This is a genomic window from Halanaerobium sp. DL-01, assembly GCF_003338615.1.
In the GTDB taxonomy this organism is placed as follows: domain Bacteria; phylum Bacillota; class Halanaerobiia; order Halanaerobiales; family Halanaerobiaceae; genus QPJE01.
The window spans coordinates 17,417-27,652 of sequence record NZ_QPJN01000032.1 but is presented as its reverse complement, the minus strand read 5'-3'; the positions used below and the strand labels follow the sequence as shown (position 1 = coordinate 27,652).

Here is a 10,236-nt window from a genome sequence, read left to right as displayed (position 1 = left end):
TTTCTTCCTTCATTTCGTTAAGATTCATTGACTAAAAATTTCAATATTCCTGCATCTCCCCTTTTTGCAGCAGTATATAAAAAATGGGGAAAGTCTATGTTATATTAAATATTTAAATTTGAAAGGAGATAAAAAATGACTGAAACAGAGGAACTGTCAATTCATAATCAGAAATTTAACAGAGGTGCTGCCGATTTTGAAAGCTGGTTTAAAAACAACAAAAATTTATTTTACTCTGAGTTAAATGCGTTAAAGGAAATGGTCAGTGATCCAGAAAATTGTGTTAGTATTGGTATTGGCAATGGGCTTTTTGCAGAAGAACTTGGTATCAAAAAAGGTGTGGAACCTTCTACTGGTATGGCAGAGCTGGCCCGGGCTAAAGGAATTGATGTAAAACCAGGGAGAGCAGAAGATATACCTCTAGAAGATGGAAGCTGTAGTCAGGTTCTGCTGGGTACAATACTGGCTTATGTTGAAGATAAAGAAAAAGCAGTTAAGGAGGCTTATCGAATTCTTAAAAAAGGGGGAGAAGTTATAATATCTATTCTTCCCGCAGAAGGGGCCTTTGCTATGCTTTATAGGTTAACTAATCAGGAAGGATTTTATGATAAAAAACTGGCCCCCAAGTACCCATATCCCATGAAATTCATTGAAAACACAGAATGGATTTCCAGCGAAGAGCTGCTTTCTTTAATGAAAAAAGTGGGTTTTAAAAATATAAAAGCTGTCCAGACACTGCTCAATAATCCTAAATATAGTGATCAGAAAATAGAAAAGGCTGTAGAAGGTTACAAAATGGGTAGTTATGTAGTGTTTAAGGGGGTAAAATAGGTGGATTTTTCGTCTTTTAAAAAGCAGAATAGAGGTGTTACGCAAAAAATAATAGATCATCCTTTTATGAAAGAACTTTATCAGGGTCAGCTGGATTTTTCTATTTTTAAGTTTTTCTTAAAACAGGACTACAACTATCTTGATCAATCAATGGCAAATATGGGGATTCTTATCTCTAAAGCAGAAGATATAAATATTCGCCGAAAGCTAATCAGAGTCATTTACAGTGAGTCTGAAGTAGAATTTGAAAATTACATAAAGCTGCTCAGTTCACTTAAAATAAGTCCAAAAGAAGCTGGAGAAGTAAAGCTGACCCGGGCAAATATTGCTTACAGCAATTATCTAATTTCTCAGAGTGTAAAGGGGGGCTTTGCCAGAGGTATTGCTGCTTTACTCCCATGTTATTATAGTTATTTAGAAGTTTATAAACATCATAAGAGCGAACTCAAGTATAATAATAATCACCTATATTTAGAGTGGGCTTCAGCATATAAAGAAAAAAGTTTTGAAGAACTTGTCAGTGATCTAATTGAGATTTTAGAAAAGAATATAACTGAAGAAAATTATCAGATACTATTAAAAACATATTCTGATTCCTTAAAATTCGAATATGAATTTCTTACAGATGTTTATTATAAGAAAAGATGGGATATTTAAATTTTAGAAGTTTATTTATTTACTTCTATCCAGACTATAACATTATTGGGAACACAGACAAGTCTGGGACCAACAGAATCAATAATCCCTATTTTTTCGCACAATTTATGTGGATCATCATCTGGAGCTTCTTCCATCCATATTTTCCCTTTGTGCATTGCAACTTTACTGATTCCAATTGGTCCTTTGACTTCAATTATTACAGGTTTATCTGTAAAACTTTTATCAAGTGATATTTTTTCAATTCTATTTTCAGCCCTTATAACAACTGTTTTATGTGTTTCAGTACTGCTGTTAAATAGAGAAGTAATTCCAAAAAAAGGGATAAAAAACATCATAACACTGATCAGCAGTATAGATATTATCAAAATCCAGTCATATTTTGTTGTATAAATAAAAAGATTATTTTTCATAATCCTGCAGATTATCCTTTCATATGAGAATTTAATTTATTTGTGAAGATCATAATTTAAAGAAGGAATATAAAACTTCATGTAAAAGTATATGATATAATGGATCTTTTTTCAACATATATGTGAAGAAAATAACATAAAAGGGCGTGATAAAAAAGAATACAGTTTGAGAGAATAGTTTTATAGTACAGGGAATACGTTATAAACACAACAAAAAATCAACGATATGTAAATACAGGAGGATAAAAATGAATAAAATTTATAAATTATCAGTAGTGCTATTAAGTATAGTGATGACCTTTACACTAACACTAAATATATCAGCACAGGATGATACAAACATTATGGAAGCAGATGTAGTTGTAATCGGTGGTGGGGGGGCAGGCCTGGTATCTGCACTTAAAGCTTCTGAAAATGGAGCAGATGTCATTTTATTAGAGAAGATGGCATATATGGGTGGAGCAACAATGCTTTCAGCTGGTATTATTCCGGCTGCAGGAACATCTTTTCAGGCAGAAGCAGGAATTGTTGATACTCCAGAACAGCTTGCCCTGGATATTCTTCGTCCTTCACATTACAGTGTGAGGCAGGATTTAGTAGATACTATTGCTTTAAATGCTGGAGATATAGTAGAGTGGATGGATGAGCTCGGCGTAAAGTGGAATCTGTTAACTGGTTTCCTTTATAAAGGACAGTCAAATTATAGAATGCATCAGGCAGAAGGTCAGGGTGCAGAAATTACAAAGGTATTGATTGATGAAATCTATGCAAGAGATAATATTAGAGTTCTGCTGGAAACACCGGGTACAGGTCTTTTAACCACTAATGATGATAGAGTGATTGGTGTAACAGCAGAAAACGTTTCGGGTGAAATTATTGTAATTAAAGCTGATAATGTAATTCTTGCTACAAGTGGTTTTGCAGCAAATGATGAAATGATGAAAAAATATATACCGGAAATTACAGCAGCATATCCAAGAGTTGCTCCAGGTGCTACAGGTGAAGGTATTGTCTGGGCAGTAAAATTAGGGGCAGATGTTGCCAATATGGATGCATATCAGGGCTATGCTCCAATCAGTAATATAACAAAAGACAGCCTTGATTTATCAATGCTTTACAGAGGAGCTATTTTGGTTAACACCAACACCGCTCGCTTTACTGATGAGTATTTAGGTTATTCAGAGCTTTCTGCACATGTAATCAATCAGCCTGGGAATATAGCTTATCTTGTTCTGGATAAAAATGTTGCTGAGGGAACATCTGCTTTAGAAAAATATGAAGAAGACGGAATTCTCTTTAAAGCTGATACTCCGGCAGAACTGGCAGAAAAAATTGGACTTGATTCTGAAGGTATGAAAGAAGTATTTGCTAATTACAGAGAAGCCATTAAAGTTGGAGAAGGAAGATTTAATAGGACTAAACTTCCCGAAAACTGGGAAGCTCCATTTTATGCAATTGAAGTAACAAGTGATCTGCGCCATACTCAGGGTGGTATTGTAATTAATACAGATGCTCAGGTATTAAAGACTGATGGTGAAGTAATTAAAGGTCTTTATGCTGCTGGTGGAGTAACTGAAGGATTTTCAAGTTCTGGTGGACCTGCATATATGTCAGGTAATGGACTTCTTCAGGCATTTGTATTTGGAAAAATTGCAGGAGAAAATGCTGCTGCAAACCTTATTGAAGTAGAAAAAGAAGTTTCTGCAGTTAGTGATAAAGTATATAAGGATGGTACATATACTGGTTTAGGCAGAGGTTTACATGGTCCAATTGAGGTATCAGTAAGAGTAAGTAATGGTAAGATTAAAAGTGTAACGGTATTCTCACATGAGGATACTCCAGAAATTGCAGATAGTGCAATAGAAAAATTAAGTGAAAAAATAGAAGAAATAAATAGTCCGGATGTAGAAATAGTATCTGGTGCTACTTATACCAGTAATGGACTAATCGAAGCAGTAAAAGATGCACTGAAAAATGCTGAGTAAATAAGAATGTCAAATAAAAAAACCCGGCCTCCAAAATAAGGCCGGGCAAACAAGAAGGAAAGATCTCTATGTAAAAGCAGATAAGTATCTGCTTTAATTAGGGAAAAAGAGCAGCTGGCTATTAACAGTGTAAATATATAATAGCACAGCAGTATTAAAGAATTATTAAAGCAAGATTAAAATTAAATTAGAATTTCCTTATTAGGAATAATTATTATTACTAATCTGCCGGGTTTTTCGGCAGATTTTTTTCTTGACAAAATAGCTCAAATTATATTATAATTAAGATAGAATTGAAATTGAAAATCATTATCAATTAAATATTTTTTTGAATTTAATTTAGGTTTTCCTAAAAGAGGTGTGATTATGAAGGAAGAAATTTTGCTGTCAAAATCACTTGAAGATTATCTTGAAGTTATTTTCCATTTGAGCAATAAAAATGGTTCAGCAAGAATTACAGATATTGCTTCAGATATGGAAGTCGCAGCATCAAGTGTTAATGAAATGATAGGTAAATTAAGTGTAAAAGGGTTGGTCAAACAGAAAAAATATGGACCGGTACTTCTGACAGAAAATGGTGCAGTTTATGCTAAAAAAATTGATTGTGTCCATAAAATAATTTTCAAATTTCTGTATGGACTTCTGGGAGTTAAAAAAGATACTGCTGATCATGATGCATGTTTAATTGAACACAATGTTAGTTATCAAACCGTAGAAAAATTAAATCAGTATTTGATAAAGCAAAATATTATAGATGAAGATGATAGTTGCCTCAGTGAGTTTTTTGTTAACAATAAAGAGGGGGTAAAGAATATGGCAGCAGATACAAAAAATTTAAATTTAAATCAGATAGATGTAGCTGTAGAAGCAGAAATAATAAAGATTAATGCAAAGGGAAAATTAAAGAGAAAATTGATGGATATGGGCCTTACCAGAGGAACAAAGATTACTGTAAAAGGTAAAGCACCTATGGGAGACCCAATTGAAGTTAAAATTAGAGGATATAGTTTGAGTTTACGCCAGAATGAAGCTGCAGAGATTCTGGTAAAGGAGGTATAAAATTGATCCCTTTAGCAATGTTAAGACCAGGTGAAACAGCCTGTATTAAAAAAATAGTTGGTGGAAGAACTGCAAAAGGAAAATTAACAAATTTAGGATTTGTAACTGGTAAAAAAGTTAAAATTTATAAAAGTTCTGATGGGCCACTGATAGTTGGTCTTGGAGACAATAGAATTGTAATTGGACATGGAATGGCCCATAAAGTAATGGTAGACACTGAAGGATGTGAAAATTAATGGCATTAAATAAAAGCAAGAGAAAAGATAATCAAATAAGAATTGCCCTGGCCGGAAACCCAAACTCAGGGAAAACAACAATGTTCAACGAATTGACAGGTTCCAGACAGCATGTTGGTAACTGGCCTGGAGTTACAGTAGAAAAGAAAACGGGAAGGGTTTCCTATCAGAATTTTTCACTGGAAGTTATTGATCTTCCCGGCACATATTCATTAGGTGCATATTCGGAAGATGAAATTGTAGCAAGAGATTTTTTGACAGCCGGTGATTATGATGTAGTTTTAAATATTATTAATTCTTCCAATTTGGAAAGAAACTTATATTTTACAGTCCAGCTTTTAGAAATGGGAGTAGATTTGATTGCTGTTTTAAATATGGCTGATGAAGCTGAGAAAAAGGGGATCATAATTAATAAGGAGAAGCTTGGTCAAATGTTGGGAACACCTGTTGTGGAAACAGTGGCCAGCCGCGGTAGAGGTATTAGTAACCTTTTAGAAAAAACTGTTGAAAATAGAGATTTATCTGAAACAGCTCTCAAAATTGATTACGATAGTGAACTAGAAGCTTTAATTGGTGAAGTAGTTTCAATGCTTAAAGAATTTGGTTTTACAGCTCAGATCAGTCACCGCTGGACTGCAGTTAAATTAATTGAACATGATCCAGAAGCTGTAAAATTGGTGGAACGAGAAGTGGGAGTTTCAAAAGCAAAAAAAATTAAAAGTTTAATTGCTGAAAGAGAACTAAAAGCAGAAGATGATTTTGATAATATTATTATTGATAAAAAATATGAATTTATAAATAAAGTTATAGAAGAATGTGTTCAAAGACCGGAGGAAGGTCAGGAGCCTGAAAATGTATCTGATAAAATTGATGCAGTAATAACCAATAAATATCTCGGCATTCCAATTTTTATGGCAGTAATGTGGGGTATTTTTAAATTTACTTTTACTGTTGGTGATCCGCTGATTGGATATATAGAAGCATTTTTTGCAGCAGCAGGAACCTGGATTGGTGGTTTATTGACAGGAGCAGGGGTTTCTCCCCTTATTACCTCTTTTATTACTGATGGAATTATTGGTGGTGTAGGTTCAGTACTGGTCTTTATTCCCAATATCTTTTTATTGTTTCTGGCTATAGGTGTTTTAGAGGACAGTGGCTATATGTCAAGAGCAGCTTATGTTATGGATAAGGTAATGAGTAAACTCGGGCTCCATGGGAAATCATTTATGCCAATGATTGTTGGTTTTGGCTGTAATGTGCCTGGAGTAATGGCAACCAGAACCTTAGACAGTAAGCGCGATCGAATTATTTCTATTTTAATTAATCCATTAATGTCCTGTTCAGCCAGATTGCCTGTTTATGTAATTTTTGCAGGAGCTTTATTCCCTAATCATGCCAGTACAGTTGTTTTTTCACTCTATGCACTGGGGATTATAATGGCAGTGGTTATGGCAGGGATTTTTAATAAAGTGTTATTTAAAGGTGAGAGATCACACTTTGTTATGGAACTACCCCCTTATAGATTTCCAACTCTAAAAGGAGTTTTCATACACATGTGGGAAAAAGTTGGAGCTTTTATTAAAAAAGCGGGTACAATTATCTTCTCAGTTGTAGTTCTAATCTGGGTACTTGCCAATTTACCCTTAGGTGTAGATTATGCTTCTGCAGAAAGTTTAATTGGACAGTTTGGACAGCTTGCAGCTCCAATATTTGAGCCTTTAGGATTTGGCAGCTGGCAGGCAGCATCTTCACTTATTTTTGGTATTTTAGCTAAAGAGGTAGTTGTTGGTACACTTGGTGTTGTTTATGCAGCTGGAGAGGGTGGATTAAGAGCAGCCCTACAGACTAATTTTAGTCCACTGGCAGCATATTCATTTTTAACTATGGTACTTCTATATACACCGTGTATAGCAACACTTGGAGCAGTAAAATCAGAAACTCAGAGCTGGAAATGGACTATTTTCACAGCTTCATATCTTTTTGTTTTAGCCTGGATAGTATCATTTATAATCTACCAGGGAGGAAAGCTGCTCGGAATTGGAGTTTAAGTAAACTGATAAACTAGTCGAATTATTAAAAAGAGAATTTGATTAGTTATTAAAATAATAAAACTGAATTTGAGCTGTACGAATCAAGGAGGTTATTATGGAATATTTATTTTTAGGAATTCTTGGTACTGGGAGTCTTTATTATATTGCTAAAAAGTTATATGGAGGACTTAAGGGTACTGATAGTCCCTGTGCAGGCTGTGGTAATGAAAGCTGTCCTGTAGCTGGGGGTAAAGAATATAATTTTGACGATATAATTATTGATGAGGAAGATAATTAAAAAAGTATTTATATAAAGCAGTAAAGCAGTACCGGGTACAAAAAACGTTTTTTGTACCCGGTACTTGATTTATATATTAGATACAGGATTAACAAGTGTTTTAAACTGAGTGGTAAAAAATAATTCGAATTATATTATTTTATATTGAGCAGTTCGTTCAATCTCTGCACCCTGCTTCTACTAACTGGAATTTTATGTTTGCAAAAATCTGATAGTATTACCTGATATTTACCTTTGAACCAAGGTATTACAGCTTTAATCAACGTCAAATTTACAATATAACTTTTGTGTATTCTGTAAAAATTTTCAGGCAGAATTTTTTCCAGTTTTTTTAATTGAAATTGAGTTATATAAGAATTATTATCTGTATGAGCCCATACTTTTTTGTCTTTAGTGGAAAAATAAAAAATATCATTATAATTTAAAAGTAGATATCTATCTCCATCGGAAACAGCAATTTTTTCTGGTTTTTGAGAATGTTTTTGCAGCTGATTAAGCAAACTATTTATATTTTCCCGCATAAATTTTTCTTTATTAAAGCTATGAGAATTTATTTTTTTCCAGACACGATCTAAAGTTTGATTTAGTCTTTTTTCACTGACTGGTTTTAGGAGATAATCTACAGCAGCAAGCCGAAATGCTTCTACAGCATATTCATCATAAGCGGTGGTAAATACTATAAGAGGAGAATCATTTTTATTTTGAAGCTTTTGGGCTACCTCAATACCAGAAATACCGGGCAGTTTTATATCCAAAAAAAGCAGGTCTACTTCAGTGCTTTCTAATAATTCAAGTACTTTGCGACCTCCGGCAGTTTCAGAAATAACGTCAAATCGTTTATCTTTTTCTAAAAGATATTTGAGCTCTTTTCTGGCCAGAACTTCATCTTCGACAATAACTGTATCTATAATCAATTGGCCATTCTCCTTTCTTCAAAATAATCTGCAGGCAAACTGATATTAATTTCTGTTCCTTCATTAGCTCTGGAATAAATGTTAAGCTCTGCTGATTTATTATAAATAACATTTAGTCGCTCTTTTATATTTTTTAAACCAATATGGTCCTGTTTTTTGTTAAAAATGCTTTTTAGCTTTTCTTTATTCATACCGATACCATTGTCTTTAACAGTTATTTTTAACAGTTTATTCTCTTTTTTGACACTTATAAAGAGCAGGCCTTTACCTTCTTTTGGATAGATACCGTGTTTTAGTGAATTTTCTACAAGTGGCTGAATGATAAAGGGAGGGATTTTATATTCCAAAATGTTATTTTCTATATCCCAGCTTACTTCCAGCCTTTCTCCCAGGCGTGCTTTTTCTATGTCAAGATAATTCTGACAGAATTCTATTTCATCAGCCAGTGTTGTCTGATTTACATTTCTTTTTAAAGTTCTTCTAAATATATTTGCGAGCTTTCTCAGTAATGTTCTTGACTGCTGTGGATCAATTCTGCAGGCAGAAATAATTACATTTAAAGAATTGAAGAGAAAGTGTGGATTAACCTGAGCCTGCAGGGCCTTTAGTTCAGATTCACTTTTTAATTTTGCTTCTTGGCTTACTTTAGCCAATTTAATCTGGGTTGCAAGCAGACTGGAAATACCTTCAGCAAGTTTAATATCAAGCACAGATATTTTTTCACCGCTTCGGTATAGTTTAAGCAGACCGAATACATTATTTTCAATTTTTAAGGGAGTAATAACTGCATTTGTTAGAAAACAATTCTCATTTTCACAACCTATGTCTTCTTTTTTATCAATAATAGTAGTTACCTTTTTATTTAAAGCTCTTTTACTTGCTTTAGTTTTAATTTTTTCTCCCGGAAAATGGTGGTCGCTTCCAATTCCCACAAAAGCCAGAACTCTCTCTTTATCTGTAATTGCTGCTGCATCAACACTGCTTTCTTTTTTTATCATATTAATAATTATAGAAGCAGTTTCTTCATTTAATCCTTTTTGTAAAATAGGAAGGGATCTATCTGCAATAGATAAGGCTTTTTCAGCCTGAAGAGCTCTAATTTTTTCATGTTCTTCATTAACTTTATCCAGAATACTTATAAAAGCAGATATACCGACAGCATTTGTTAGAGCCATGGGAATAGATATTACTTTTACAAGCTGTAGAGACTGTGAAAATGGCCTGCTTAAAAATAGAATAATTATCATTTCTATTGAAAGGGCCAGCAAGCCAATAAAAAATCCATTTTTATAATTTATTTGTCCCTTTAAATATTTTTTATGGAAAAGGCCGCCAATAAGTCCAGTTGTAATAGTGCCAGCCGCACAGGCAAAAGCAGTAAATCCACCCAGGGTATAACGATGTATACCACCGATCATTCCCGCTAAAATTCCAACTGCCGGACCGCCCAGCAGGCCTCCCATAAAAGCACCAATACCTCTAATATTAGCATAGGCTTCTAAAATATATATTCCCAGATATGTTCCCAGCAGTGAAAGTATACCAAAAAATATAATTAAAAAAGTTTTTTCTAGTCTCTTCATCGGAGAAATAAAGAAAAGTTTAATGCTGTTAATTCTGCTTAATATATAAGCAAAAGTTACTATAACAGACATACTTTTAAAAAGAGTAAATAATAAATTAAAAACTGCAGAATAGTTCATTTTATACCTCCAAAAAATTTCTTCTGTGAACCCCTTCACCTAAATCAAAAACAAGATTTAGATGGAGTTTTTTTTGGCTGTTTTAGATAAATTACCTTCTATAATTGCAT

10 protein-coding genes are annotated in these 10,236 nt (G+C 33.5%); 7 read left to right on the top strand and 3 right to left on the bottom strand.

Translation table 11 applies throughout. The features are described 5' to 3' along the window. The first annotated feature begins 135 nt into the window (after positions 1-135). Positions 136-831: a class I SAM-dependent methyltransferase gene (locus DER71_RS10020; RefSeq protein WP_114457129.1), complete on the top strand. Its 696-nt coding sequence runs from the start codon at positions 136-138 to the stop codon at positions 829-831. Then, a complete protein-coding gene (locus DER71_RS10015) occupies positions 832-1,488 on the top strand; it encodes a hypothetical protein (protein WP_114457128.1) in 657 nt (218 codons plus the stop codon). Positions 1,489-1,499: 11 nt separating this feature from the next. On the opposite strand, the gene DER71_RS10010 is transcribed toward DER71_RS10015, so the two are convergent. Continuing rightward, complete coding sequence (locus DER71_RS10010) at positions 1,500-1,901, bottom strand: NusG domain II-containing protein (RefSeq protein WP_114457127.1); 402 nt, start codon at positions 1,899-1,901, stop codon at positions 1,500-1,502. A gap of 248 nt (positions 1,902-2,149) precedes the next feature. Between DER71_RS10010 and DER71_RS10005 the strand changes: the two genes are divergently transcribed. The 5 genes from DER71_RS10005 (at position 2,150) to DER71_RS09985 (ending at position 7,509) form a co-directional block, all read left to right on the top strand. Next, on the top strand, positions 2,150-3,886 hold the full coding sequence (locus DER71_RS10005) for a flavocytochrome c (RefSeq protein ID WP_114457126.1): 1,737 nt from the start codon (positions 2,150-2,152) through the stop codon (positions 3,884-3,886). A gap of 366 nt (positions 3,887-4,252) precedes the next feature. Beyond that, positions 4,253-4,945, top strand: a complete 693-nt coding sequence (locus DER71_RS10000) for a DtxR family transcriptional regulator (protein ID WP_114457125.1) — start codon at positions 4,253-4,255, stop codon at positions 4,943-4,945. A 2-nt stretch (positions 4,946-4,947) separates the two neighbouring features. Continuing rightward, positions 4,948-5,181, top strand: a complete 234-nt coding sequence (locus DER71_RS09995) for a FeoA family protein (protein WP_233486938.1) — start codon at positions 4,948-4,950, stop codon at positions 5,179-5,181. Continuing rightward, a complete protein-coding gene (gene feoB / locus DER71_RS09990) occupies positions 5,181-7,229 on the top strand; it encodes a ferrous iron transport protein B (RefSeq protein WP_114474608.1) in 2,049 nt (682 codons plus the stop codon). The genes DER71_RS09995 and feoB overlap by 1 nt, the downstream gene beginning before the upstream one ends. A gap of 97 nt (positions 7,230-7,326) precedes the next feature. Then, complete coding sequence (locus tag DER71_RS09985) at positions 7,327-7,509, top strand: hypothetical protein (protein ID WP_114457123.1); 183 nt, start codon at positions 7,327-7,329, stop codon at positions 7,507-7,509. Positions 7,510-7,643: 134 nt separating this feature from the next. On the opposite strand, the gene DER71_RS09980 is transcribed toward DER71_RS09985, so the two are convergent. Together DER71_RS09980 and DER71_RS09975 are read right to left on the bottom strand one after the other, a co-directional pair. After that, on the bottom strand, positions 7,644-8,423 hold the full coding sequence (locus DER71_RS09980) for a LytTR family DNA-binding domain-containing protein (protein ID WP_114457122.1): 780 nt from the start codon (positions 8,421-8,423) through the stop codon (positions 7,644-7,646). Then, positions 8,420-10,126 (bottom strand): LytS/YhcK type 5TM receptor domain-containing protein, encoded by a 1,707-nt coding sequence (locus DER71_RS09975; RefSeq protein WP_114457121.1) that lies wholly within the window; start codon positions 10,124-10,126, stop codon positions 8,420-8,422. Before DER71_RS09975 ends, DER71_RS09980 begins: the two co-directional genes overlap by 4 nt. Positions 10,127-10,236: the final 110 nt, after the last annotated feature.